Genomic DNA, 24,325 nt, shown 5'->3' with positions numbered 1-24,325 from the left:
GGGTAACTGATCACGGGGTCTACGGGGTAAGCGGTCACAGGGTGCCGCAGGTTGTGGTGAGCGGGACGGCGAAGCGTACCTCAGTACGTGAGCTGGCCCGATCGCCGCAAGATGCGGTGCCCTGTGATCGCTTACGTTACAGGTTCTCTTCCATTTCCCAGATGCCGCAGGGGCAGGTGCCGGCGCAGAAGCCGCAGCCGATGCAGCGGGCTGGGTCCACCACGTACTCGAATTCGCCCGCTCCCAGATCCCGGCGGGAGATGGCGCCGTAGTGGCAGGTGTTTTCGCAGATGTGGCAGTCCCGGCAGAGGCCGCAGGAGACGCAGCGGCCGGCCTCGCTCTCCGGGGTGTCGGCGGGCTTGGCGGCGGGGATGATCGGCCCGATAACCGGCCCGATAACCGGGGTGGTGCCGGCGCCGGTGCCGCCAGTGCCTGTAGTACCGCCGCCGTCGGCGGTGCTGCACTCGCCCCGCTGGAAGGCGAAATATTCCAGCTTGAGGCCGGCATAGGGGATGGTGGGTCGGCTTTCCGGGTGATACTGGCTGTCGGTGAGCAGGGCGTGCAGGGCCAGGGCGGCCCGGCGGCCGCTGCCGATGAGGTGGGTGGGCAGGCCGCGGCTGACCACGTCGCCGGCGGCAAAGACCTGCAATTCATTGGTCTGGCCCTGGTGATTGGTTTTGATTTTGCCCTGCTGCTGGTGGATTTCCGGCCCCAGGAAGCTCAGCCCTTTGCCTTCCTTGTCCTGGGCGCCGCAGGCGATGATGATACCGTCCTGTTCCCGGCGCAGGCTCTGGAAGCGGTCGGCCTCCACGGTGGTGTCGAGTTTGAGCTCTATCCCGCTGGCGCTGATCCGGGCCAGATCCTCCTCCAGGATGTCGGCGGCCACCTTGCCCTGTTCCACGCTCTGCCAAAGCCGGCCGCCCAAGCGGGAGCCGGCTTCGTATAATGTCACCTTATGGCCCTTGAGCCACAGCTGCCAGGCGGCCGACAGCCCGGCGGGGCCGCCGCCGATCACCGCCACCTGCTTGCCGCCGGTTGCTTCCGGTTGGGTCAGGGTCAGGTCGCGGCTGGCCCGGCCCAGGCCCTTGATGTCCAAGGGGCGGTCCACCACCTTGCGGCTGCAGGCCTTCATGCAGATATTGGGACAAAGTTCGCCGCAGACCGTGGCCGCCAGGGGGCTGTATTGCAACACCAGGTCCAGGGCCTCCTGCCGCTTGCCCTGGCGCAGCAACTGAAAGCGGTGGTGCGAGGGAATATCGGAAGGGCAGACCGCCACACAGGGCGGCAGCTGTTTTTCGTTGTTCCACACCGGCTTAAAGCGTCGCTCCCGGCCGGTGGTGATGAAGGGCAGCAGGGTGAAGGGCTTTTCGATCATGTCGCCGAAAATGCCGCCTTTGCCCACTGCCGGCTCCCACTGGCTGCGGCGAAACTCCCAGGTGGACAGACGATGCCCGCTGCGTTCCTTCTTCTCCGCCGGGGTGTAGGCGATGAGCTTGCGCCAGTCGGCGGCGGACCTGGTCAGTTCCGGCAGATGGTCCAGCCGGTCGATGGCCTCGAGATAGGGCTTGATGTTTTCGCACAGCCACTGCCAGTCCTGGTCGCTCAGTTCCAGCAGTTGCACGTCCTTTTCGCTGTAGCCTTCGGTCTTGCCCCGGAAATAGACGGTGCCGCCCACCATGCCGACGCAGGGGCGATAGCCCAGCACATTTTCCGAGTGCCGGGGGTTAACCCCGCAGACCACGGCAATACCGCCGGCCTTGAACTCGGCAAAGGAGTCGCCCACATCGCGGAAGTACCAGGACTGCAAGGGCTCAAAACGGGGGTTGTGCTTGGTCATGGTGTCGCAGCGGGCGCCGCCGCCGCCCTGGACGTAAAGCACTCCCTGGGCCCCGGCGTTGTGGGCGCCGTTGGTGACATCGCCCAGCACGGTGATTTTCGCCCCGCAGTTGAGCCAGCCCACGTCGTCGGAGGAGCCGCCTTCGGCCACCACCTCGGTGCCCATCATGCCCATGGCCCCCAGTCGCTGGCCGATGGGGCCTTGCACCCGGATTTTCACCGGCGCATGCTTGGGCCAGATCCGCCCGCCGATGCCGTGCTGGCCCCGGGCCTCGATCTCCAGTTCATGGGCGCCGCCGTTAACCGCCGCCTGAATCGTCTCTTCCAGCTCCCGGGAAGAAACCCGCTTGCCGTCAATGGTGCCAACAATTTTCATAACTCGTCTCGTTATGCTGGTTGTCATATTTGTAATTCTACTTCATGCCAAGAAAACGTTCAGCAGTGCCGCGTACCCCGGTTACGTAAGCTGGCCCGATCGCCGCAAGATTCGGTGCTGCTGGACGTTTTCCTAGCAGACGTAGCTGATTGATAAGCGATCGGCGATGGCCTGGTCGCCGACGCCCAGGCCGTCGGACATGCCGATGGGCAACTGGGTGCTGCGGCCCATGGGGGCGAAGATCTTTTTCAGCTCCACCTCCGCCGTCTTGAACACATCCACCACCCTTTCGGCCACCCGGTCGGCGTCCAACCGGCGATAGAGCCGGGGATCCTGGGTGGTGATGCCCCGCGGGCAGCGGCCCAGGTTGCAGAGGTTGCAGCGGTTGCGCTCATCACCGTAACACTCCGCCGCCGCCTGCATGATGTACTTGCCGATATCCACCCCCGAGGCGCCCAGCAGGATCAGGGCGGCGGCGTTGGCCGCCAGATTGGCCTCCTTGCCCACCCCGCCGGCGGCAAACAGCGGCAATTCGTTCTGCTGGCCGGATCTGACCAGCTCCAGGTAACAGTCCCGCAGGTTGCTGGCGATGGGGTGGCCCATCTTGTCCATGGAGACGTTGTAGGCCGCCCCGGTGGCGCCGTCTTCGCCGTCGATGGTAAGTGCTGCCGCGTAGGGGTTGCGGGCCAGGTTGTTGAGCACCGCCAACGCCGTCTTGGTACCGGATATTTTAGGATAAACCGGCACCCGGAAGCCCCAGGCCATGCTCACCGACTGGATCATCTTGGCCACCGCCTCCTCAATGGAGTACTTGGTCTGATGGGTCGGCGGCGAGGCCAGGTCCACGTACATGGGCACCCCGCGGATCTTGGCAATCAGCTTGAGCACCTTGTAGGCCATCAGCAGGCCGCCATCTCCCGGCTTGGCCCCCTGGCCGTACTTGATCTCGATGGCCGCCGGTTCCTCGATCATGTCCGGCAGGGCGTGGATAATTTCATCCCAGCCGAAATAACCCGAGGCGATCTGGGGAATAAAATATTTCAGGTAGCGCGATTTGAGCAGCCGTGGCGGTAGCCCCCCCTCGCCGGAGCACATCACCACCGGAATATTTTCCACCTCATTGAGATAGGCCACCCCCATGGCCAGCCCTTCCCACATGGGCGGTGAGAGCGCCCCGATGGACATGCCGCCGATGCGGATGGGGAAAATCTCCCGTACCGGCGGGATAAAGCCGTCGGGTTTGAGCTGCAGCAGCTCGCCGGCGCGCTCGATGGGCAGGGCCTCGGCGGGCAAGCTGCGGCCCAGCAGGGTGCGAATATGAAACTCGTGGCGGCCGGCATCCAGCGAGGGGTCGGTGAGCATGGAGATGCGGGTGAATTTCAGCTTGTCCAGGGTCGAGGTGCCGGGGGCGTTGCGCCGGCCGCCCCGGGCGTAGGGAATGCCGCCCCGGTTCTTGTGAAAGAGGAACTTGTGGCTGGGGTTGTACTCCGGCATGATGGCCATGTTGGGGCAGACCAGGCTGCAGGTGCCGCAACCCACGCAATGGCGGTCGATGTCGTTGACCTGGCGGATCACCTGGCTGACCCGCCGGATGGTGTCGGGCAGCGGCGTGTCGCCCTGGGAGTTGACCAGGCGCTGGGCCATCACCGAGGCCTCGATGGCCTTGCTGGGGCAGACCGCCGTGCAGCGGCCGCAGCGGCTGCAGCGGTCCTCGCGCCAGCGGATGATGAAGGGAAACTCCAGCAGGGTCAGTTCGGAGTTGTGATCGAGCCGTTGAGCTGATTCCATACCTTAACCTCCTGCGCTCCGGGGGGGATGATCACCATATCGGCGCGCATGGGAATTATATCGTTTTCACGCCGGCGCTGGGGCAAAACCTGCTCCAGGCCGCACTCTTCACTCATCAGCCCGTATTTGCCGGGTACTCCACCGACAATGCCGGGCCGCAGTTTCTTGGCATCCTGGGTCAAAAATATGGTGCCGTCGGGGAGAAAACCGATGATGCAGTTGGGGCCGTCGATGCATAACTGGCGCAGGGAACGCTTGAGCAGCCCCAGTACCTGGCCGTCGGCTCGCCCCGAGAGTTCGCTGTCCTTCAAGGGAGTGACCACATCCTTGTAGTAGGGCAGGGGATATTTAAGCTGGTGATGCACGTAATGCAGGGTATGGCAAAAAACCTCGGAGTCGGAGCTGTAGCCGGTGTAGCCGTCCACTCCGCGACCGGTGAGGTAATCCCGGTTGGGGATAAAGGCGGTGTTCTCGCCGTTGGTCATGGTGCAGTAACCCTGCAAGAAAAAGGGGTGGCAGGCGTAAAGCTGGATGGCGTAGTTGGTGTTCTGCCGCCCCTGGGCCAAAATTACCTTGGCGGTGAGCGGGTGGGTGTCGAAACCGAAAAACAGCCCCACCTCCAGCGGGTCGCCCACCTCCTTTAAAGTGATGACATCGGGCCAGAAGGAAAAGACATACAAGGAATCATCGTCGCTTCCCTGGCGGCGCAGTTCCAGGCGGGTGCGGGTGAGCAGTTCCTCTTTCTCCGCCTGGGGGCGATCCAGGTAATGGTCCGGGTACTGGTAGGCGGTGGCCAGGTAATGGCCCCGCTTTTTAACGTTGATCCCCGGACCTTCCTTGATCCGCGGCTCCCACATGAACTTGACCTTGAACCCCTGGGATTCCATGTAGTCGTCGATCTTGCGGCGACCGGCGTCGGTGCAGATGCCCGACAAAATGGGATATTCCTTGAGGTGTTCAAACTCGCCGCCCAGGTTCTGCAGGGTGACGCCGAGGCCGGAGCCGTCGTGGCCCTCCTTCATGGTGTCCAGGGCCAGGATGTTCTCCATCACGGAAAAATACTCGCCGGCGGCGATGGCGCTTAAGCGGCACATAGGTTACTCCTTGCCGGAGAAGATAAATGGAAAGCTCTGTCAGGGAACATTGTTGAAATCCTCTTTGCCTGCTGCGGGTACGCGGTAGAGCTGGTAGTTCTGCTGCACGATATCGGCGGCCAGCACCAGTTCATCCGGGGAAAAATCCACCACCGTGATGATCTCGGCCAGGGTGCGGTACTCCGCCTCGGGCACCAGGTCCAGAAAACGGTTGCGGAAACCGGCCAGCCGCTGGCGGTTAAGTTCGCTGCCCTGCTTGCCGGGGTAGAAGGCCAGGTACATGATGTCGAACTCCACCAGGTCGTTGAAGAAATGGGTACCCAGTGAGACATCGGGGATCAGGCCCTCGTGCATGGCCACCACCTCAATAACACAGGCGGCCTGGCAGATTTCGGAAAAGGTAACCGGAATGCCCAGGGAGACGGTGGTGGTGCCCCAGCGCCCGGGGCCAATGAGCACCGCCGGCAGCTCTTTCGGGGTAACCTTCATGATCTTGCCGATGGCCCGAGCCACCAGGTGTTTCTGGCCCACCGCCAGGGCGCCGTAATGGTCCGGCGAGACCAGCACCAGGCGGCGGGGGCTCAAGGCCCGGCTGCGGCCGATCACCGTGCCTTGCCGGGCGGACAGCAGCACCTGCTTGTCCGCCGCGTCGGCAAAATCGACGCTGGTCTCCTCGTTCTTGCGGACCTCGAAGGGGCGGCACTGGACCAGGTTGATGCGGTAGTTGGCCGCCGGGTCGCAGGCCGCCACCTCTTCGCCGCGGCTCTCCTGGGAGGCGGCCAGGCTGCGACAGCCCTCTTCACCGGTGAAGTTCAGGGTGAATTCTATGTCCACCGGGTACTGGTAGGCGGCATCCAGGGTGCTGAGCACCCGGCGCATGTGGGCCACGAAAGGAGTATCTTTGAACAGGCCGTTGAAGCTGACGTACGGCGCCCCGGTTTCCGGGTCTTGTGAGGCGGCCAGCCGCAGCTCCTGGGGCGGGCTGTGCTTGGCAATTTCATCGAAATCCACCGGCAGCAGGCGGTTGGCGGTGAGATCAATGGCGTCCACCCGTTTCTGGGAAAATTTGCGTAGTTCGTCAATTCCCGATTCGGGCCGTTTGTCCGGGGCGCTCAGGGCGGCGATGCGGGTGTAGTCGTCGTCGGAGCGATCCACCGCCCGGGTGCCCATGCCGTAAACAATACGGATCACCCCGGATTCCGGCTTGATGTCCGGGTGCCAGGCATAGGGGTTGTAGGAATACCCCACGCCGCCCACGGCGGGGAAAAAATAATTGCCATGCAGATCGCCGCTGACCCGCTGGATCAGCAGTGACATCTGCTCGTCCTTGTCCAAGATGTTCATCTGCTCCCGGTAATGCAGGGCCTTCTCGCTCAGGGTGGAGGCGTAGACCAGCTTGATGGCGGTAATCAGGTTCTCCAGCCGCCGTTCGCTGGACCCCTGATTGGGGCAGAAGACCGACTCGTACTTGCCGGAAAAGGCGTTGCCGTAGTTGTCTTCGAGCAAACTGGAGGAACGGACGATGATCGGCGACTGGCCGAAATAATCCAGCATGTCGGAGAGCTTTTTGACGATATCGTCGGGAAAATGGCCGGTCAGGATCACCCGCCGGGCGTATTCGGCCACCCCCAGCAGGGTTTCGGTATCCTTCTGCTGGCGGCGGATCCACCAGCAACCGTTGATCACCATGTAGGTGTAAAAGACATCGGAGCCGACGTAAAAGGAGTCATGCACCTCCACCACGTCGCGCAACTCCGGCGCGTCTTTCTGCAAAATGGCCCGGGCCAGCAGCATGCCGGTGGCCTTGCCGCCGATCAGCCCGGTGCCGATCATCCGCTTGCCGATCTCCAGCAGGTCTTCAATCTCCAGGTAACGGGCGGCCAGCTCCTGCATCCGCTCACTGCGGGTTACCACCATCTCCAACAGGCGCCGCAGGTGTAAGCGCTCACGGGGCACCGCATCTTGGTCTATTTCATTTTTGTTGCTTTGTTGTACCGCCAGGGCCGCCTCCTGGAAGTAGCGGTTCCAGCGGTCCCGCTCCTCAAAGGCGTGGTCGGTGCTGTGAAAAGGGGTAAAGGCCAGGATTTCGGAGTTCAGGGCGCTGTTGGTCACCGGCACGAAGTCGTTGTCCCGCAGGGCGTGCAGCATGTACATGGTGGAAGAATAGCGCTGCTGGGCCTTGAGGGGATGGACGTAAATGTTGTCCCGGCTCTTGTAGATGTCGAAAATCACCTGGGCCGTTTCATGCACCGGGCTCAGGGCGTTGTAGGAATGCTGGTCCCGCAGCAGGGCGAAAAAGGCCAGGGCCTCCATGTCCAGCAGGTAAGGGCAGGTGAGCATGAAGAAGTTGCCCAGCATGCGGTCGCTGTACCAGGCATCGGCCAGATCGCTTAACGAGTCGAAAACATAGTAGCCGCCCCGGCCGTGGCTTTTGATGGTCTCGTGAATCTGGGTGATGAAGGGCTCAAAACCCTCTTCGGGGTCGGGGGTGTAAATTTCGGCGGCGGGGAACTCTTCGGGGTCAAGCAGGGGAGGGTGGGAGGCGAAGCGGAAGTAAACCAGGCGCTGGTTCTTGAGATCGGCGAATTTGGCGTACCGTTGCACGAAGTAGCGGTAGTCGTCGATCTCCCTGACCTGCCAGACGATATTATCCCCCGGCATCACCCCTTTGATGACGCGGTCCAGACCCCGGATGCCGGTGGATAGATGACTGTAATTGTATGACATTTAAAACATGTCCAAGCGGACGGGCGGCAGGTTGCCCGGCGGCAAATCCACCGGACAGCAATTGTCACCATTTTGTAGGGTTCAGCAATGACTCGCAAACGTTAAATAACGGGCATGCAGGGACCCGTCATTGGGTAACTGATCACGGGGGCGACTAGGTAGCGGTCACGGGGTGCCGCAGGTTGCGGCAAGCGAGACGGCGATGCGTACATCGGTACGTGCGCCGGCTCGATCGCCGCAAGATGCGGTGCCCCGTGATCGCTTACGTCATTGGTTGTGGCGCCGGGGTGGGGGCCGTGAAGCCCGGTAGCGGCTCATTCTCGGCCGGCATCCTGCCGGCCTCAAACGGGCGCGGTTGGATCCCCGTCTAAATCACACCCTGCTCAATCATCGCATCGGCCACCTTGACAAAACCGGCGATGTTGGCGCCCTTGACGTAATTGACATAGTCGCCTTCCTTGCCGAACTTGTAGCATGATTCATGGATTCCTTCCATGATCTGCTTGAGCCGGCCTTCCACCTCGTCCCGGGTCCAGGAAAGCTTGAGGCTGTTCTGGCTCATCTCCAGGCCGCTGGTGGCCACGCCGCCGGCGTTGGCCGCCTTGCCGGGGCCGTACATGATCCGGGCCTTCTGGAAAACCCGCACCGCATCGCTGGTGGAAGGCATGTTGGCCCCTTCCGAAACGCAGACGCAGCCGTTCTTGACCAGGGTCTCGGCGTCGTTGGCGTCGATCTCGTTCTGGGTGGCGCTGGGGAAGGCGGCGTCGCAGGGAATCCCCCAGGGCCGCTCATCGGGGTAGTACTTGCAGTCGTACTTTTCGGCGTACTCGGAAATGCGACCCCGCTTGACGTTTTTCAACTCCATTACGTAAGCCAGTTTGTCGGCGTCAATCCCGGCCGGATCGTGGACAAAACCGCCGGAGTCGGAGAGGGTCACGCACTTGCCGCCCAACTCGTTGACCTTTTCAATGGTGTATTGGGCCACGTTGCCGGAGCCGGAAACCACGCAGGTCTTGCCTTCCAGGGAAGTGCCCCGCACCTTGAACATCTCTTCGGCAAAGTAAACCGCGCCATAGCCGGTGGCCTCGGGCCGGATCAGGCTGCCGCCCCAGTTGCGGCTCTTGCCGGTGAGCACGCCGGTGAATTGGTTGGTGATCCGCCGGTACTGGCCGAACATGAAGCCTATCTCCCGGGCGCCGACGCCGATATCGCCGGCGGGCACGTCGGTCTCAGCACCGATGTGCTTGCTCAATTCGGTCATGAAGCTCTGGCAGAAGCGCATTACCTCGTTGTCGCTCTTGCCCTTGGGGTCGAAGTCCGAGCCGCCTTTGCCGCCGCCCATGGGCAGGGTGGTAAGGCTGTTTTTGAAGACCTGTTCAAAGGCCAGGAATTTCAAGATGCTCAAATTGACGCTGGGGTGGAAGCGCAGGCCGCCCTTATAGGGGCCGATGGCGCTGTTCATCTGGATGCGGTAACCGCGGTTAACCTGGACCTCGCCCCGGTCATCAACCCAAGGCACCCGGAAGATGATCACCCGCTCGGGCTCCACCATGCGCTCCAGGATCTTGGCTTCTTTGTATTTGGGGTGCTTGTCGATGAAGGGCATCAGGGTTTCCACCACTTCCAGCACCGCCTGGTGAAATTCGCTTTCCCCGGGGTTCTTCTCGATAACCTTGTTCATGAACTCGGTGACCTGTTCCATCTCTGCGCTTCCCTCCAGATAATTGAGTTTTGAAGACCACCGGCTCGAACTCCAGCGACTGGTTGCTCGGCGGCTGTTTAACACCGACGCTCGCTGGTGGACTACCCCGGCCCGATGCCGATATGCAGCTTGTTAAATTATACGAGCCTGAAAAATTAGCGGGGGATGAATTTACCAGTTTTATGCTCCTGGTGCAAATCATTATCGCTAAAAAATGACTTTGGTCGCAGCAGGCCGGGAATTTGTCGGTGGTTGGTTTCGCCAAAATGCTGGGCCACGATGGGGGTAATGGCCATCAGGATACCGGCGGCAAAGAAAAAGACCGGCAACCAGATGCTGCCGCCAATTGTCACCGCTGCCAGATCCGCCGGGCTGGTGTGTCGGTTAGCCGGGTCAGCATAAAGGATTTTGGGTCCAGCACAAGAGGTTATTGGGGGGGTTGCAAAAACGTAATAATCATGGCGCTGCTGTCCGGGCAAGACACAAAATTGTAAAAACGAAACAGCTCGTGATCGGCTGACAAACGGAAGTTTGTTGTGGTTATTTCGTTAAATCAGTGTGTTAAGAAAATCCGATGGCCGGTGGTGCGGCCTGGCACGCTTCTTGATATCTCCTCCAACTGAACAGACCACGAAACGCTTTCTCTCCGGGTCGGAACCGGAGGGGGAAATTAACGCAGGTCATAAAACAAGCATCAGAACAGGAGGAACAGCAATGAAAAAGGTGGAAGCGATTATCAAGCCTTTCAAGCTGGACGCGGTCAAGGAGGCGGTTACGGCCTTGGGCGTGCACGGCATGACGGTTACCGAGGTCAAGGGCTTTGGCCGCCAGAAGGGCCATACCGAGGTCTATCGCGGCGCCGAGTACGTGGTGGACTTCGTGCCCAAAGTGAAATTGGAAATTGTGGTGGAAAGCGAGCTGGCCAGCCAGGTGGTGGAGACCATCGTGCAGGCGGCCCGCAACGGCAAGATCGGCGATGGCAAGATATTTGTCCTGCCGGTGGAGTCGGTTTGCCGCATTCGTACCGGTGAGCAGGATGGCGAGGCAATCTGAGTCCCGCAGGTAATAACAAAAACAAGTAGTAAAAACCATATTTGCAAGGAGCATGTCATGAACGCCAAAAAAATCTTCGGGGCCGCCGCCTGCGGCCTGCTAATCACCGGCCTACCGCTTACTGTCTGGGCCGGCGACCAGGGCGTGAGCGGGTCCGATGCCATCTTCACCGCCAACAACACCTGGATGCTGGTGGCCACCTTCCTGGTCTTTTTGATGCACCTGGGCTTTGCCTCGCTGGAGGCGGGGATGACCCGAGCCAAAAACACCGTCAACATCCTTTACAAGAACACCGCCATCATCGCCATCGGCCTTCTCACCTACGCCGTGGTGGGCTTCAACCTGATGTACCCGGAAAGCTTTTCGCTGGGTTCCTGGTTCGGCTTTGCCGGCTTCGGGGTGGGAACCTCGCCGGAGGACTTAAAGATTTTGGAAGACGGGGTGGGGGTTTACACCTACTGGACCGACTTCATCTTCCAGGCGATGTTTGCCGCCACCGCCGCCACCATTGTCTCCGGCGCCGTGGCCGAACGGATCAAGCTGCCCAGTTTTTTAATCTTCACTGCCCTGTATGTGGCCTTCATTTATCCCTGGCTGGGCAGTTGGCAGTGGGGCGGCGGTTGGCTTGATGAAATGGGCTTTTACGATTTCGCCGGTTCCACCCTGGTTCACTCGGTGGGCGGTTGGGCGGCCCTGGCCGGGGTGATTGTGCTGGGGCCGCGGCTGGGCAAGTACATAGGCGGCAAAATCAGGCCAATTCCCGGCCACAACATGCCGCTGGCCACCATCGGGGTCTTTCTGCTGTGGCTGGGCTGGTTCGGCTTCAACGGCGGCTCGGTGCTCTCCGCCGACCCGGCCATGGTTTCCTTTGTCTTCGTAACCACGGCCCTGGCCGCCGCCGCCGGGGTGATCAGCGCCATGTTCACTTCCTGGACGGTGACCAAAAAGCCCGACCTGACCATGGCCTTGAACGGTGCCCTGGCCGGTCTGGTGGGCATCACCGCTGGGGCCGACGCGGTGAGTGTGGGCGCGGCGGTAATTATCGGCCTGATCGCCGGCATCCTGGTGGTCTTTTCCATCCTGATCCTTGATCGGCTCAAGCTCGACGACCCGGTGGGCGCCATCTCGGTGCATCTGACCTGCGGCATCTGGGGCACCCTGGCGGTGGGCATTTTCGCCGCCGAGTACTCGGTGATGATCCAGTTGCTGGGAGTAGTGTCCTACGGGGTAGTGGCCTTTGTCGCCGCCCTGGCGATCTTCTACGCCATCAAGAGCACCATCGGCCTGCGGGTGGACGAGGAAGAGGAGCGGCTGGGGCTGGATATCACCGAACACGGCATGGAGGCCTATGCCGGGTTTGAGATGAACACCAAGTAGTCCTGCCGATTCAACCGTGAAACCATGGACGGATAGCTCGTAAAAAGGTTCCGGGTGCCGCTGCCGTAAGGTGGCGCCCGGAACCTTTTTTGTGGCCGTCGTAATGTCAGCGATAAGGTCCGGCTTGTGGCGGCAGCTTTGCTGTTACGGGCTGGGCGTCAGCAAGAGGGAACAGACAATGAACTTTCTGATTTTACAGCACGCCCCCTGGGAAGGCCCAGGGCAGATTCTGCTGGCGGCGGCCCGTAAATTGAAAATACGGCTGCAGGTTGCCCGGGTCTGGCAGGAGGCCATTCCCGATCCGTTGGGCTTTGACGCCCTGCTGATTTTGGGTGGAGGCGCCAACGTCGACCAGGAAGAGCAGTTTCCCTACCTGCGGGAAGAAAAGGCGGTGATTCGCCGGGCGGTGGCCGCCGACCGGCCCTGCCTGGGGATTTGCCTGGGTCATCAGTTGCTGGCCGAGGCCCTGGGCGCTCGAGTGGGGCCCAATTTCCGCAGCAGTGTCGGTTTTGCCGAAGGCCACCTGACCGGCCACGGCCGGGCGCATCCGGCCTTTGCCGGCCTGCAAAGCCCGCTGCCGCTGTTCAAGTGGCACGGCTATACGGTGCTGGAGCCTTTGCCCGCCCATGTGCAGGTGCTGATGACCTCGGGTCATTGCCAGGTGGAGGCCCTGTCGGTGGCGGGCCGCCCCCACCTGCTGGGGTTGCAGTCCGACAACCACGCCGCCGACCCCCGCGATGTCGGCCTCTGGCTGGAGCAAGACCGCCAGTGGCTGGCCTCGCTCCGCGACCAGAAGGTGGACCCTGCCGAGGTTCTTGCCAGGAGCCGGCAGCATCGCGCTGCCATTGCCGGTGATTTTCAACGTCTGCTTAAAAATTATCTGTGTCTGTTGACCTGAGAGAAAAAGCGCTTAATCCAGGTGCCGACTGCCGGTCAGCCCCAAAGGTCAGGCTGGCGATTTGTTCTTTGCGATCAGTCGATCACTCTTGCTCCGAAAGATTGCGGAATATGTGACTTTCTGCTTAACTTATACTGTTGGTTAATTGGCCCCACGGGTACCCTGCCGCATAAGTTGTCCGGCGGACGATCTCAACCTGGCATTTTTTCAAGGTTTTCCCCATGCCCGTCGCTTCACCGGCTATGCCTTTTTCTTACAACCGAGCGATCGTTGCTCTGCTGTTATTGTTGCTGATGACCCTGGCGGTGATCAATTTCTGGGTTATGCAGCAGCAGCGGCGCAGTATCATGGCGGAACTGGAGAGCCGCACCGCGGTTGAACTGGAGCAGGCGGCCACCTTTATGACCGAACCCCTGTTGCGCTACCGTTTTGCCGACGTGGAGTTGTTCATTCAGCATTGGTCGGCCAACAACCCGGAAGTCATCCGTTTTGCCGCCTTTACCCCGCAAGGTTATCTCCTCACCGTTTTTGAACGGCCCGCCGTTTCACCACATCACCTGGTCCGGGAAAAGCGGATTGAGCTGGCTGGCCGGCACCTGCTGACCCTTGAACTGGTCAGAGATTATGGGGAACTGGAACAAATCCTGACGCAACTGCGCAACCGGCTGCTACTGGCCTCTCTATTGATAGCCGGGGCGCTGGGGGTTGGCCTTTGGTGGATTTTTCGCTGGCTGGCCATTCATCCCTTGGAGCAGGAGGTGCTGCGGCGTCGCCGGGCCGAGGAAAAACTGGCTGCGGCCAACCATTTGCTGGAGCAGCGGGTGGAGGAGCGAACCCGTGAAATCGCTGGGCTGCTGGAGCAGGAAAAACAATTGCGTCGGGACAATCTGGCCAGTTACGAGGAGGTTGTCTTCACTTTTGTCGGGATGATCGAACAGCGGGATACCTATACCGCCGGCCATACCGAGCGGGTGGCCTATTATAGCCGCCGGATCGCCCGGGAAATGGGGCTTGATACGGGAGAGGTCTACCGCCTTTACCGGGCTGCCTCGTTGCATGATATCGGTAAGATCGCCACTCCGGACGCGGTCCTGCTCAAGCCCGGCAAGCTCGATGACCTGGAGCGCGACCTGATCAAGCTGCATGTGGTGGCCGGCTATGAAATGCTGGTCAATGTCGAGATGTACCGGGATCTGGCCGAGATTATTCTCCGTCATCATGAACATTATGACGGTGGGGGCTATCCCGACGGCCTGCGGGGAGAGGAGATTCCTCTGTTGGCCCGTATTTTAAGCGTGGCCGATAGCTTCGATGCCATGACCACCAATCGCATTTACAAGCCACGGATGGGCGTGGAAGGGGCTCTGTCCCTGCTTCAGAAGCACAGCGGCGGGCAGTTTGATCCTGCGGTGGTAGTGGCGGCGGTGCGGGTGCTGGATCGGGTGGCGGTCCCGGAAGTGCTGGCCGAAGACAATGAAGACAACCGGTTCTGCGCCGGTCATCGGGGGTTGTGCCGTATCAGCCAAACCCCGGTCAAGGATTTGGAGGAGAAAAGGCTGTCATATTTCTTCAGTGATCACCTAACTGGTCTGTTTAACGAGGATTACCTGAAGATGATGCTGTACAATAACCAGGGGGAGTTCACTTATCAGTGCCTCCATCATCTCCACCTGCAGGGTCTGGCGGCTTACAACCGGCATGGAGGCTGGGAGAAAGGCAACCGGCTGCTCAAAGAATTTGCCGCCGAGTTGCGGAGTAATTTTGCCGATAACCTGCTGTTCAGGGTTTACGGCAATGACTTTATCGTCGTCTGCCGCCGAGACCGGGCCGTGCTCAGTGAGGATTTTAAGGCCTTTGCCAGTCTGCAAGGCACCGGGGTCGAGGTGGTTTGCCACCGGTTGGAACTGGCCCCGGGGCAGCAGTACACCATAGACAAGCTGGAGCGGATCATTCTTCGTCGCGAATCGACTTCATGACAGGAACAGGCTTAAGGGGCACGGCCTGCTGGGTGCTTTAAGGCCTCGGCTGCACTGGACGGTTTTGTTCGAGAAGACGTGCACTCTGGATCAGCAAAAAATGACTTTTCCGAGCTCCAATCCCGTTACCAGGGCAGTTTTGTTGTTTGGGCCGCCAGGAAGGCGTTAAGTTCGGCGTGGACTTTTTTGAATTGGCTGATGACTTCCGCTCCGGCCCCGGTGAGACGGGCACCACCGCCGCCCTTGCCGCCCCGGCAGGAAATTACCAGGGGTTCGGCGGCGTGGCGGTTCATGGCGTTAACCAGATCCCAGGCGTGCTTGTAGGACATGCCCATGGCGGCGGCGGCCTGATTGATGGAGCCCAGTTCCCGGATCTTCTCCAGCAGCACCATCCGGCCGAAACCGATAAAGGTCTCGCCGTTGTGCTCGATCCAGACCCTCCCCCGGCAGTGGTAACCGGGGCGGATTTCCTTGGGCTTGTTTTCAGCGTGGCGTCTTTTCATAATCAGGGCAGACTCTCTGGAGCCGGGGGGTAAGCAAGCAGATTGCCCGTTCCTGGGCGCAAGCGCTCAGTCGGTCGCCCCGGCGACCGGTTTAAAGCCGTGGCGGGCCAGGATTGCTTCGCCCCGCTCCGAGACGCTCAGCTCAACAAAGCGGCGGGCTAATTCCGGTTGCCGGCCCCCTGCCAGGGGGGCGATGAGATAAGCCGGTTCTTCGTCTGACGGCATGATCTCCACCACTTGCACCGCCTCTCCGCCCTTGACCGCATCGGTGGCGTAAACAAAGCCGGCATCCACCTCGCCCCGGCGCAGGTAATCCAGAACCTGGCGCACGTTTTCCCCGAAAATCATCTTGCCGGTCAACTCATGCCAGATGCCGGCCGCCTCCAGAGCATCCCTGGCATAACGCCCGGCCGGCACCGTCTCCGGGGTACCGATACCCACCCTGGTCACGGCCGGAGACTTGAGGTCGCCCAAGTCGGAGATGGTCACCCGCCCGGCGGCTGGTACCGCCAGAACCAAATCGTTGGTAACAAATTGATGTGATTCTTCCCGTTGTACCAATCCCCGCCCGATGGCCTCCGCCATCCAGCGGGGATTGGCCGAGGCAAACACATCCGCCGGCGCTCCTTGAGCAAGCTGGCGATAAAGTGCCCCCGAGGAGGCGAAGTTGCCGATCACCTTTACCCCTGGGTTCTCCTGTTCAAAGAGGGTTGCAAGCTCCGTGAAGGCGTCGTTCAGGGAGGCCGCTGCCGAAACCAGCAGTTCGGCGGCCCGTGCCGGTGAAGCGCTAAGGACGGCGCCGCCCAGCAACATTGCCAGCATCAGCTTGGTCAGGGATCCTTTAACCTTTTGTAATGCAGTTACTTTCATTGTCTTTGTTCCGTGTTGGTGTTTGTCTTTGCTGTCCGGTGGCCCCGGGCCTGTTTGCCCGCAAGCGCTGGCTGGGTTAACCTTAATGGGGATGCCATCGGGTTTTGAGCATCTTGCCGGATGTCCAGAGAATCACCACGCAGACCATCGACAGCAGCAACACCAGGCTGTGGGCCAGGGTGTCATCGCCCCGTTGCACGGCGCTGTAAATGGCCAGGGGCATGGTCTGGGTTCTGCCGGGCAGGTTGCCGGCCACCATCAGGGTGGCGCCGAATTCCCCCATGGCCCGGGCACAGGCCAGCATGGTCCCGGCCAGGATGCCGCGCCCGGCCAGGGGCAGGGTAATCCGCCAAAAGACCTGCCAGGGGTTGCAGCCCAAAGAGCGGGCCGCGTTTTCGTAGTTGTGGCTTACGTTTTCAAAGGCGCTGCGGGCCGCCTTGAAGACCAGGGGGAAAGCTACCACTGTGGCCGCCACCACCGCCCCCTGCCAGGTGAAGATCAGGGTGATGCCGAAGGTCTCCTCCAGCCAGCGCCCCAGCCAGCTGTTGCGGCCCAGGGCCACCAGCAGGTAATAACCCAGCACCGTGGGCGGCAGGACCAGGGGCAGGGAGAAAAGGGCATCCAGCAATTCCCGGCCGGGGAAGCGATAACGATACAGCACCCAGGCGGCGGCCACCCCGAAAATCAGGGCCAGCAGGGTGGCCAACCCCGCCACCCGCAGGGTGAGCTGTAATGGAACAAGAAAGGATGACTCCAGCATGATAACTCACCGGGAATTTTTTAGTAAACCGTTCCGCAGGCAGCCGGCCCTGGTTAACGGTGATGTAAACTCGATCCCAATGTCGTTATGTATAGTTGAATATAACGATAGGCGCAATAAAAGATCACCGTCAATCTGCTCCCCGCAAACTTCACCGGATGGGCAATCCGATTATTCAGGCGTAATTTAGAAAAACCTGTTGCAACTCGTCACAGGTCAGGGGCCGGCGCAAGTCGCGGGCCGCCTGGCGCACCCGGATCATCAGGGCAACGGGGATGGTGCTGTTTTTCGGACCCTCGGCAGTGGTGGCTGGCGCACTCTGCTCTGCGGGACAGTGGGCGCGCCGGCAGCGCTCCCATTGCCGGGCGATGGCCCGGCGGCCGGCCTTGATCCCGTAGAGCAGGGTGCGCCGCCGCCCCACCAGTTCCGGCGCGAAAGGTTCGTAGCTGGCCGGGTCGACCTGCATGGCTGCCAGGTGCAGCCCGGTTTCACAGCTGAACACATCCCGGCCCACCACCGGCCGCCAGGGCGGAATCTCCCGGCCGCAGAAGCCGGCCAGTTGTCGGGCCATTTCCGGCAGCCGCTCCAGGCGGTAGGGATGATCCCGGCGCAGGGCCAGGTAGGCGGCCACCTCTTCCAGGCGGGCCAGGCCGGCCCGTTCGCCCAGGCCAAGCAGAGAAACATCGGCCCAGTCGGCTCCGGCTTCCAGGGCGGCGATGGCATTGGCCGACGCCAGGCCGAAATCGTTGTGAGTATGCACTCCGATGCTTATCGGTTTTCCCGTCGCGCATCCCGCCGGCCTGCCTCTTGCCGCCCTTCCTGCAGCGACATAGCCGCGCACCCGTTCCACCAGTTCGGCAATTTCACCCGGGGCGGCAATCCCCACCGTATCGGCCAGGCGCAGGCGATCCACTCCATGGCTGACCGCCAGCTCCACCATTTGCCGCAGAAAATCCGGTTCCGCCCGGGTGGCGTCTTCCAGGCCCAGGGCCAGGCAGGGCACCAGCCCCCGTGCCCGGGTCAGAGCGGCCTCAACCAGGTTTAAGACCGCTGTCGCCGGCTGGCCCAGCTTGCTTGCCATCTGCAGGGGCGAAACCGGAATGGAGAGGGACAGCACGTCGGGCGCCAGGGCCAGGGAACGCTCAATATCCGCCGGCACACAGCGACACCAGACGGCCAGTCGCCGGACTTCGGCCTCCCGGCGGAGCCGGGGGATCAGGAGCGCCAGCGGGTCAACAGGCTCTCCGCCTGCGGCTTGCGTCAGGCCCACCGGCCCCACTTCCAACTCTTCGATGCCCAGCTTCACCAGTCCGGTGGCCACGACCAACTGTTGTGCAGGGCTCAACTCAACCCTCACCCCCTGGAGCCCTTCCCGCAAAGTGCTGTCGATTAATCCCGGCATGGTTGCTTCCTCTGGTGTATTGGTTGACAACATTCAACAAAACTCAGCCACACCCCACTCCCGTGCCGCTACAGCCGCCCGAGGAGCAGGATTTTACCTGCCGGGTTTTGAGAACAGCCGGGTTGCCGCCTTTGTAAATCGCCTTCAGGCCTTCGTTGATGAAGCCGTTCATCTCCACCACCCGCAGGCCGGATTCTCGCAGGATCTCGGCCGGGGTCTGGCCTACGGCGCTGACCAGCAGTGCCCGACAGTCGTTGAGGGTCCGGCCCACGGAAATCCAGCGGCGGACGCCGCCCCCCTGGGGTGGCGCCGGGCGTTCGGCAACCAGGCGGTATTCCTCGCCTTGGCGCTCGAAAACTTGAAAAGTCTCGGCTTCCCCCAGGTGCTGGTTGACCAGAATGCCTTCCATGGTGGCCACCGCCACATAGGGTCGGTCGGCCGGAGCCGGTGGTGGCAGGGTGGCGCAGGCGGCCAGACAGCCCTGCATTTCGGTGCTGCGGTCCTCCCCCAGCAGGCCCACGGCATCGGCCCGACAACGGGTACAGTGGCGCATCTGGGGCAGAAACTCCTCGGCCCTGGCCCGCATGGCCGCCAGTTCCTGTTTGCCGGGCTCGAGGATGTCGGCAAAGGGGGTGCCGGCGTTGGGAAACAGGGCCATACAGTTGAAGAGATCGGCCCCCAAATCCCGCATCGCTTCCGCCACGGCCGGGATATGGTGGTCGTTAATACCGGGGATCATGATACAGTTGATCTTGACCGTGATCCCGGCCGCCTTCAGCCGCCGCACCGCCTCCAACTGGCGGCTGAGCAGCAGTTCGGCGGCCTGGCGTCCCCGGTAAAGGATTTTGCCGTCCCGCACCCAGCCGTAAATCTTTTCCCCCACCGCCGGGTCCACCGCGTTGACGGTGATGGTAACATGGGAAACATTAAGGGCTGCCAGTTCGAGGATATGGGGGCCGATGTTCATGCCGTTGCTGGAAAGGCAGAGCAGCATTTGCGGGTGTTTTTCACTGATCAGCCGCACGGTTTCCATGGTGGCCTCGGCATTGGCGAAGGGATCGCCGGGGCCGGCAATACCGGCCACGCTGATCCGCGGTTCCTTTTCCAGCACCCGGTCCAGGTAAACCAGGGCCTGATCGGGAGCAAGCACGGTGGAGGTCACTCCGGGCCGCGATTCGTTGACGCAGTCGTACTTGCGGTCGCAGTAGTTGCACTTGATGTTGCAGTGGGGGGCCACCGGCAGGTGAACCCGCCCGAATTGGCCCTTGACCGCCGGATTGAAGCATGGATGCTGTAAGCGATCACGGGGCACCACATCTTGCGGCGATCGGGCCGGCTCACGTGCTGGAGCACGCATCGCCGTCCCGCTTGCCGCAACCTGCGGCACCCGGTGACCGCTTACCTGCGGATGACTCCCGTGATCAGTTATGGGGCCCTGGGCACTGTCCGTTTTTATATTCATTACCTTGCTCCTTTGCTGTTGAGTTAACCGGTTGTAAGCGTTTTGTGTTTGCCAGGTTCCAGGCGGTAATGCCGCCGGGTCAGCTTCTTTACATGTAGCTGTAGCCCACCGGTGAATCGTCTTGTTTACGGGCAATCACCGTATTGACGATGGTGTCGAAAAGTTGCTGGGCTCCCTGGTAGCCGAGATGGAGAATCCGCTGGCCGCCCAGGCGGTCGTGAATGGGGAAACCCACCCGGATCAGGGGAATCCCCAGCTCTCGAGCCAGGGAGTAGCCCTTGCTGTGGCCGATGAGCAGGTCCGGCTTGAGTTGCCGAGCGCGGGCGGCGATATCAAAAAAATCGCAATCTTCCTCAACTTCGGGAAGTTCCGGCAGGAGATCGGCGGCCACTTCCTTAACGGCGGCGGCCAGTTTGCCGCTTTTGCCGCCGGAGGCGCAAAGCACCGTCCGCACCCCGCATTCAGCCAACAGGGAAACCAGCCCCACCACCAGATCCTCTTCGCCGTAAACCACCGCCTGTTTGCCGGCCAGGTACTTGTGGCCGTCCACCATGGCATCCAGTAACCGGCCTCGGGCGGCGGCCTGAAAAGGAGGCAGGGACGAGCGTGAGTCACGCAATTGTGAGTCACGGAGACGGGCGCCGGCGGCAAGCGGCCCGGTGTTGGTCAAATCAGCCAACAGGGCCAGAAAACGATCGGTTTCCCGCAGGCCCAGGGGTAGGCCCAGGCGATGGCATTCCACCCCGTGCTTGCTTGCCAGCCAACCGGCGGCGGATAACGGTTCAGGCAGGGTCCGGCCGAATTCAATACTGGCCTCAGCCCGCCCCATTCGGCGGATAGCGCAGATTTCGGTGCCGCCTTGGGGGATCAGGGGGTAGTCGTCCAGGGCCGGGCCATCCAGGGTCTCGGAAATGTCGGGCAGGATGGTGGCCGACAGTTGAAATTCAGCCATAATCTCTTTAAGCAGCCGCAAATCAGCCGGGGAAACCAGACCGGGAAGCAGGTTGATTACCGGCCCGGCTTGCTCCTTGTCCGTCGCCAACCCGGCTTCTGCCGCATCAGCATCGACTAACTGCTCCACCAGGGCTCGCACCGCCCCGTGGAAGCCTTCCATGTGGCTGCCGGCGTAGCTGGGGGTGGAAACACGGACCAAGAGGGGATCGGATTGATCGCCGGCCAGGAACTCCCGGCGGTACTCACCCAACAGTTGATGGAGGTCGTCACCGATGGTTTCAGTGAGACAGGTGGTGGCGATGCCGATCAGCTCCGGCCGGTACTTGGCGGTAACGTTTTTCAGGCCCATCTTGAGATTGGCGCCGCCGCCGTAGATCGCATTCTTCTCCCCCAAAGAGGAGGAGGCGATATCGATAGGTTCATTGAAATGACTGATGATGTAGCGCCGCATGTAGGTGGCGCAACCCTGGGAGCCATGCAGATAAGGCACGGCCCCGGCCACCCCACGAAAGGCCAGCACCGCCCCCAGGGGCCGGCACAGCTTGCAGGCGTTGGTAGTGGAAACAAAATCCGGTGTTTTCTTGCTCATGACATTCTCCCGCTTTTGACCGAGATTGATCAACTTGCAACGGGACTAGAGCAATGGGCATGCCAAGGTGGGCCCGCACCGATGAAAAGCAGCGAATAAAAACCAGCAATAGTTTTAATAAAATATGTATTTACAAAGAAATAGAAAGAGAGTCCCGGCCGATAATGAGTCCGGAGCCGGCTTCTAACCGGCAGCGAAGATGGGCCGCCGTAGGTCTGGCTTGCGACAAAATGGAAGCACTACCGACATTCAGGTGGCCCGGCCACCCGGACCGCATGGATCTCCGGACAGGTTGACCGGCAGGGGGTGGAGCAGGCGGATTGCGGTGGGGCCGACCTCGGCCCGGTAGGCCAGAACCAGGACGCCTTTGGCTGCGGCGTTGGCCAGGGCGGCGGCATAGGTCGGATCGATCCGGGCGGCCGGCGCGAAGCGGCGAACATCACGGCGCTGGACGCAGAAAAGCACCGCCGCGCCATTACCCTCCTCTCGCAGGCGGATCAGTTCGGTCAGGTGTTTGGCGCCCCGGCTGGTGACGGCATCGGGGAACATGGCGATGCCGTTTTCGGCCAGGGTGCAGTTCTTGACCTCCAGGTAGGTGGTCCGGCCATTATCATGGTCGATCAGGAAATCGAGCCGGCTGCGGGCGGAAACCTTGACTTCGGCCCGGATCGCGGCCACCGGCTGCAGTTCGTCGATCACCCCGTTTTCCAGGGCCTCCCGTACCAGGGCATTGGTCCGGGAGGTGTTGATCCCGATCCAAACCCCGTCCACCCGGACCAATTCCAGGGTGTGGCGGTACTTGCGGGCGGGGTTGGCGGCCGTCGAAAGCAGCACCGGTCCGTCCGTCTCCACGCACCCCATCATGCTGCCGGAATTGGGGCAGTGGACGGTTAGTTCGCTTCCGTCGGACAGCCGAACATCGGCCAGAAAACGTTTGTAACGCCGGATCATCCTGGCCGGGATTAAGTTTTCGCTAAAATCCATGGTGATCAGGTTTTTCGCGGTTCGCTGCCGCCGAGCGGGTTGTTGTTGTGGTGGTCCTTGTGGTGGACCGTCAGTTCCCGCAGCTTCTTGCCGGCAAACTCCCGGCCGCATTTGGCGCATACCCGGGGCAGGATCTTCAGGGTTTGATTGCGGTAGTCCGGTATCATGGTTTTTGCGGGTTATGGTGACAGGTGACGGTGAGGTGATAGGAATTTCCTTTGCTTCATGTCGATAACGACTGCCGACTGGCATGTCAACGAAAAACCCCCTCAAAACGACCTGGTTGCGGAGCGTGAGCAGGAACAGCCTGATCGTTGCCACCCAGGGACCTGCGCCGGGCGGCATAGGCGGAGCACAAGACCTATGCCGCCCGGCGAGGCAGCAGGCGCCAGATCGGGCTCATTACCGAGGCGTGAACCTCGCGGGCGAAGTTGAGCATCCCGGCAAAGCCGGCCAGGATCTCCTTGCGTTCGTGGTTGTGGTCGCAGAAGGCCACCCCCAGCTTGTAGGCGATGGGCCGTTCCTTGACCCCGCCGACGAAGAGGTCCACCTTCTTGTCGCGCAGGAAGGAGGCCAGTTCCAACGGGTTGGAGTCGTCGACGATGATGGTGCCGGGATCGGTGATATCCGCCAGTTCCTGGTAGTCTTCGGCGGTGCCGGTCTGGGAGCCCACCATCACCACCTCCATGCCGATGGTGCGGAAGGCTTTGACCAAAGAAAAGGCCTTGAAGGCCCCGCCCACGTAGATGGCCGCCTTTTTACCCTGTAAGTCCCGGCGGTACTGCTCCAACTCCGGCAGCAGAGTGGCCAGCTCTTCTCGCACCAACTCCTTGGTCCGGGCCATGATGGCCGGCTCCTGTTTGAAAAAATCCGCCACCGCATACAGGGCTGCGGCCATGTCCTCGATGCCGAAATAGGAAACCTTGATGACCGGGATGCCGAAATCTTCCTTCATCATGGTGGCCAGATCCATGGTGGCCCCGGAACACTGGACGACGTTGAGGGCCGCCCCATGGGCCCGCTGGATATCCGCTACCCGGCCATCTCCGGTGATGTTGGCCACCACCTCCACCCCCATGCGGGCAAAGTAGTCGCGAATCAGCCACAACTCGCCGGCCAGGTTGAAATCTCCCAGGATGTTGATGCTGTAAGGTGAAATTCCAGCCGTATCGCCGGTCCCCACCAGACGGCGCATGGCCAGGCAAGCGGCCTGGTAGCCGGCCCGTTTGTTGCCCTTGAACCCTTCCGACTGCACCGGCAGCACCGGAATCCCTTTCTCGGCGCTAACCTGGCGGCAGACCGCCTCCAGATCATCACCGATGATTCCGACAATGCAGGTGGAGTAAACAAAGGCCGCCGCCGGGGCATGACGGTCGATCAACTCCACCAAGGCCCGGTAGAGCTTCTTTTCCCCCCCGAAAATCACATCCCGCTCCTGCATGTCGGTGGAAAAGCTGAGCCGGTGCAACTCCGGCCCCGAAGAGAGGGCCCCGCGGATATCCCAGGTATAAACGGCGCAGCCGATGGGGCCATGCACCAGGTGCAGGGCATCGGCAATGGGGTAGAGCACCACCCGGGAGCCGCAGAACACGCAGGCCCGCTGGCTCACCGCCCCGGCCAGGCTGTCCTTGTCGCAATCCATCACCATGGGGTTGTCGTCCTTGCACCATATCTGCTTTTGTCTGGCTTCTAATGCTGTTGCTTCCATGGTTTTTCCCTCGCTGTAGTGTCCTGTGGCTTTGCATCTTTGCCCCGCACGGCATATTCCAGTTGCGGAGAAAAGACCGGTTCCCGGCCCAACCGGGAACCGTGGTGCCTCATTATGTTTGGAACAAGAGAGCAAGGCCTGTGCCAACCCGCCAATTGTTCACCATGTGGCCGTTCCTGGCCGGTTTTGGGTTTTACTGGAGGCAACTGTAAGGTGCCGAAGATGACGAATAGGTAAGGTAAGCGACAAATTTGTTGGTGTCGAAC

At 61.3% G+C, this 24,325-nt stretch carries 20 protein-coding genes; 5 read left to right on the top strand and 15 right to left on the bottom strand.

Going from position 1 to position 24,325, the window contains the following annotated elements; translation table 11 throughout:
* Nucleotides 1–136: 136 nt before the first annotated feature.
* The 5 genes from P0N66_RS04015 to gdhA form a co-directional block, all read right to left on the bottom strand.
* Complete coding sequence (locus P0N66_RS04015) at nucleotides 137–2,212, bottom strand: FAD-dependent oxidoreductase (RefSeq protein WP_275802707.1); 2,076 nt, start codon at nucleotides 2,210–2,212, stop codon at nucleotides 137–139.
* A 132-nt stretch (nucleotides 2,213–2,344) separates the two neighbouring features.
* Complete coding sequence (locus P0N66_RS04010) at nucleotides 2,345–4,000, bottom strand: glutamate synthase-related protein (RefSeq protein ID WP_275802706.1); 1,656 nt, start codon at nucleotides 3,998–4,000, stop codon at nucleotides 2,345–2,347.
* Nucleotides 3,961–5,094, bottom strand: a complete 1,134-nt coding sequence (locus P0N66_RS04005; RefSeq protein WP_275802704.1) for a class II glutamine amidotransferase domain-containing protein — start codon at nucleotides 5,092–5,094, stop codon at nucleotides 3,961–3,963. The genes P0N66_RS04010 and P0N66_RS04005 overlap by 40 nt, the downstream gene beginning before the upstream one ends.
* A 39-nt stretch (nucleotides 5,095–5,133) precedes the next feature.
* Nucleotides 5,134–7,821, bottom strand: coding sequence for a PEP/pyruvate-binding domain-containing protein (locus tag P0N66_RS04000; protein ID WP_275802703.1), 2,688 nt, complete (start codon nucleotides 7,819–7,821; stop codon nucleotides 5,134–5,136).
* A 367-nt stretch (nucleotides 7,822–8,188) separates the two neighbouring features.
* A complete protein-coding gene (gene gdhA / locus P0N66_RS03995) occupies nucleotides 8,189–9,523 on the bottom strand; it encodes an NADP-specific glutamate dehydrogenase (RefSeq protein WP_275802702.1) in 1,335 nt (444 codons plus the stop codon).
* A 29-nt stretch (nucleotides 9,524–9,552) separates the two neighbouring features.
* Here gdhA and P0N66_RS03990 point away from each other — a divergent pair, with 29 nt between their 5' ends.
* A complete protein-coding gene (locus tag P0N66_RS03990; protein WP_275802701.1) occupies nucleotides 9,553–9,741 on the top strand; it encodes a hypothetical protein in 189 nt (62 codons plus the stop codon).
* Here P0N66_RS03990 and P0N66_RS12875 read toward each other — a convergent pair.
* Nucleotides 9,679–10,002, bottom strand: coding sequence for an MATE family efflux transporter (locus P0N66_RS12875; protein WP_431190003.1), 324 nt, complete (start codon nucleotides 10,000–10,002; stop codon nucleotides 9,679–9,681). The two genes, P0N66_RS03990 and P0N66_RS12875, sit on opposite strands and share 63 nt — an antisense overlap.
* A gap of 235 nt (nucleotides 10,003–10,237) precedes the next feature.
* Here P0N66_RS12875 and P0N66_RS03985 point away from each other — a divergent pair, with 235 nt between their 5' ends.
* The 4 genes from P0N66_RS03985 (at nucleotide 10,238) to P0N66_RS03970 (ending at nucleotide 14,827) form a co-directional block, all read left to right on the top strand.
* The gene (locus P0N66_RS03985; protein ID WP_275802700.1) at nucleotides 10,238–10,576 is read left to right on the top strand and encodes a P-II family nitrogen regulator; all 339 of its coding nucleotides are present in this window, start codon (nucleotides 10,238–10,240) and stop codon (nucleotides 10,574–10,576) included.
* 57 nt (nucleotides 10,577–10,633) lie between these two features.
* A complete protein-coding gene (locus P0N66_RS03980; protein WP_275802699.1) occupies nucleotides 10,634–11,953 on the top strand; it encodes an ammonium transporter in 1,320 nt (439 codons plus the stop codon).
* Nucleotides 11,954–12,131: 178 nt separating this feature from the next.
* A complete protein-coding gene (locus tag P0N66_RS03975) occupies nucleotides 12,132–12,851 on the top strand; it encodes a type 1 glutamine amidotransferase (protein ID WP_275802698.1) in 720 nt (239 codons plus the stop codon).
* 221 nt (nucleotides 12,852–13,072) lie between these two features.
* Nucleotides 13,073–14,827 (top strand): bifunctional diguanylate cyclase/phosphohydrolase, encoded by a 1,755-nt coding sequence (locus tag P0N66_RS03970; protein ID WP_275802697.1) that lies wholly within the window; start codon nucleotides 13,073–13,075, stop codon nucleotides 14,825–14,827.
* Between the two features lie 125 nt (nucleotides 14,828–14,952).
* On the opposite strand, the gene P0N66_RS03965 is transcribed toward P0N66_RS03970, so the two are convergent.
* From P0N66_RS03965 to nifE, 9 genes are all read right to left on the bottom strand, one after another.
* Entirely contained in the window at nucleotides 14,953–15,330 is a 378-nt protein-coding gene (locus tag P0N66_RS03965) for a winged helix-turn-helix domain-containing protein (protein ID WP_275802696.1), read from the bottom strand.
* Nucleotides 15,331–15,396: 66 nt separating this feature from the next.
* A complete protein-coding gene (modA, locus tag P0N66_RS03960; protein ID WP_275802695.1) occupies nucleotides 15,397–16,200 on the bottom strand; it encodes a molybdate ABC transporter substrate-binding protein in 804 nt (267 codons plus the stop codon).
* Between the two features lie 82 nt (nucleotides 16,201–16,282).
* Nucleotides 16,283–16,960, bottom strand: a complete 678-nt coding sequence (modB, locus tag P0N66_RS03955) for a molybdate ABC transporter permease subunit (protein WP_275802694.1) — start codon at nucleotides 16,958–16,960, stop codon at nucleotides 16,283–16,285.
* Nucleotides 16,961–17,135: 175 nt separating this feature from the next.
* On the bottom strand, nucleotides 17,136–18,362 hold the full coding sequence (locus tag P0N66_RS03950; protein ID WP_275802693.1) for a LeuA family protein: 1,227 nt from the start codon (nucleotides 18,360–18,362) through the stop codon (nucleotides 17,136–17,138).
* Nucleotides 18,363–18,405: 43 nt separating this feature from the next.
* The gene (gene nifB / locus P0N66_RS03945; protein ID WP_275802692.1) at nucleotides 18,406–19,719 is read right to left on the bottom strand and encodes a nitrogenase cofactor biosynthesis protein NifB; all 1,314 of its coding nucleotides are present in this window, start codon (nucleotides 19,717–19,719) and stop codon (nucleotides 18,406–18,408) included.
* A 193-nt stretch (nucleotides 19,720–19,912) separates the two neighbouring features.
* The gene (locus P0N66_RS03940) at nucleotides 19,913–21,367 is read right to left on the bottom strand and encodes a nitrogenase component 1 (protein WP_275802691.1); all 1,455 of its coding nucleotides are present in this window, start codon (nucleotides 21,365–21,367) and stop codon (nucleotides 19,913–19,915) included.
* Nucleotides 21,368–21,616: 249 nt separating this feature from the next.
* Nucleotides 21,617–22,351 carry a DNA/RNA nuclease SfsA gene (gene sfsA, locus P0N66_RS03935; RefSeq protein ID WP_275802690.1) on the bottom strand — a complete coding sequence of 245 codons (735 nt, stop codon included), beginning with the start codon at nucleotides 22,349–22,351 and terminating at the stop codon, nucleotides 21,617–21,619.
* 5 nt (nucleotides 22,352–22,356) lie between these two features.
* A complete protein-coding gene (locus P0N66_RS03930) occupies nucleotides 22,357–22,518 on the bottom strand; it encodes an HNH endonuclease family protein (RefSeq protein ID WP_338140539.1) in 162 nt (53 codons plus the stop codon).
* Nucleotides 22,519–22,712: 194 nt separating this feature from the next.
* Nucleotides 22,713–24,059, bottom strand: a complete 1,347-nt coding sequence (gene nifE / locus P0N66_RS03925) for a nitrogenase iron-molybdenum cofactor biosynthesis protein NifE (protein WP_275802689.1) — start codon at nucleotides 24,057–24,059, stop codon at nucleotides 22,713–22,715.
* Between the last annotated feature and the right edge of the window lie 266 nt (nucleotides 24,060–24,325).

This window comes from Desulfurivibrio dismutans, assembly GCF_029210385.1.
In the GTDB taxonomy this organism is placed as follows: Bacteria; Desulfobacterota; Desulfobulbia; order Desulfobulbales; family Desulfurivibrionaceae; genus Desulfurivibrio; species Desulfurivibrio dismutans.
Note: the sequence above shows the minus strand (reverse complement) of the source record. Positions and strands in the feature narration are given on the sequence as shown.

Coding starts and splice junctions, on each gene's coding strand:
- P0N66_RS03975 (WP_275802698.1), top strand. CDS start 12,132: ATGAACTTTCTGATTTTACAGCACGCCCCCTGGGAAGGCCCAGGGCAG.
- sfsA (WP_275802690.1), bottom strand. CDS start 22,351: ATGGATTTTAGCGAAAACTTAATCCCGGCCAGGATGATCCGGCGTTAC.
- P0N66_RS03930 (WP_338140539.1), bottom strand. CDS start 22,518: ATGATACCGGACTACCGCAATCAAACCCTGAAGATCCTGCCCCGGGTA.
- nifB (WP_275802692.1), bottom strand. CDS start 19,719: ATGCGTGCTCCAGCACGTGAGCCGGCCCGATCGCCGCAAGATGTGGTG.
- gdhA (WP_275802702.1), bottom strand. CDS start 9,523: ATGGAACAGGTCACCGAGTTCATGAACAAGGTTATCGAGAAGAACCCC.
- P0N66_RS04005 (WP_275802704.1), bottom strand. CDS start 5,094: ATGTGCCGCTTAAGCGCCATCGCCGCCGGCGAGTATTTTTCCGTGATG.
- P0N66_RS03940 (WP_275802691.1), bottom strand. CDS start 21,367: ATGAGCAAGAAAACACCGGATTTTGTTTCCACTACCAACGCCTGCAAG.
- nifE (WP_275802689.1), bottom strand. CDS start 24,059: ATGGAAGCAACAGCATTAGAAGCCAGACAAAAGCAGATATGGTGCAAG.
- P0N66_RS04015 (WP_275802707.1), bottom strand. CDS start 2,212: ATGAAAATTGTTGGCACCATTGACGGCAAGCGGGTTTCTTCCCGGGAG.
- P0N66_RS03970 (WP_275802697.1), top strand. CDS start 13,073: ATGCCCGTCGCTTCACCGGCTATGCCTTTTTCTTACAACCGAGCGATC.
- modA (WP_275802695.1), bottom strand. CDS start 16,200: ATGAAAGTAACTGCATTACAAAAGGTTAAAGGATCCCTGACCAAGCTG.
- P0N66_RS03965 (WP_275802696.1), bottom strand. CDS start 15,330: ATGAAAAGACGCCACGCTGAAAACAAGCCCAAGGAAATCCGCCCCGGT.
- P0N66_RS03980 (WP_275802699.1), top strand. CDS start 10,634: ATGAACGCCAAAAAAATCTTCGGGGCCGCCGCCTGCGGCCTGCTAATC.
- P0N66_RS04000 (WP_275802703.1), bottom strand. CDS start 7,821: ATGTCATACAATTACAGTCATCTATCCACCGGCATCCGGGGTCTGGAC.
- P0N66_RS03950 (WP_275802693.1), bottom strand. CDS start 18,362: ATGCCGGGATTAATCGACAGCACTTTGCGGGAAGGGCTCCAGGGGGTG.
- P0N66_RS03985 (WP_275802700.1), top strand. CDS start 10,238: ATGAAAAAGGTGGAAGCGATTATCAAGCCTTTCAAGCTGGACGCGGTC.
- P0N66_RS04010 (WP_275802706.1), bottom strand. CDS start 4,000: ATGGAATCAGCTCAACGGCTCGATCACAACTCCGAACTGACCCTGCTG.
- modB (WP_275802694.1), bottom strand. CDS start 16,960: ATGCTGGAGTCATCCTTTCTTGTTCCATTACAGCTCACCCTGCGGGTG.